The 632-nt window shown below is 36.1% G+C and carries 1 protein-coding gene; it reads left to right on the top strand.

The genetic code is table 11. The features are described 5' to 3' along the window. Positions 1 to 56: 56 nt before the first annotated feature. Positions 57 to 632: leucine-rich repeat domain-containing protein (locus tag ACYVTD_RS15400; protein ID WP_461248577.1), on the top strand; the 576-nt coding region annotated here is incomplete at its 3' end.

Genomic DNA, 632 nt, shown 5'->3' with positions numbered 1-632 from the left:
GGTATACAGACAATGAAACATTCTATGCTCCATACGACTTTGCAATAATTCCAAATATGGATATTACATTGCATGCAAAGTGGGATACAATTTTTGTCTTTACGAACAGTAACGAATTAAGCTCTTTTTTGACAGGTCAACCAATAAATACGCCTTCCAATCCATATATAATAAAACTGAACATTGATGATTCCGAACTGGGAGAAATTAAAGGCATACTTGATACAAATAACAATAAAAACAAATATATCTATCTTGATCTCTCCGATAGTAGCATTGCATACATCGCTGATCATGCTTTTTCAAACTGCAATAGCCTTACAGAAGTAACCTTGCCAAACAATATTATCGGATTTAATGATGGTGTTTTTGAAGGCTGCGCTAACCTTGTTTCCATAAATGTCAGCAATAATAGCGCATACAGTTCTATAGACGGAGTATTGTACGATAAAACAGGAAGTGCTTTAATTGCATACCCAAGCGGAAAAACAGGTGATTTTACAATCCCAAGTAGTGTTAATACCATTGGAGCTTACGCATTTCCAAATTGTTCCAAACTTACCAGCGTAACCATACCCGACAGCGTAACCGACATTAAGAGATACGCTTTTCATAGTTGTACTGGTCTTACC

This window comes from Treponema sp. R6D11 (genome assembly GCF_054786075.1).
The sequence above is the reverse complement of the archived record's forward strand: the minus strand, read 5'-3'. Positions and strand labels throughout refer to the sequence as shown.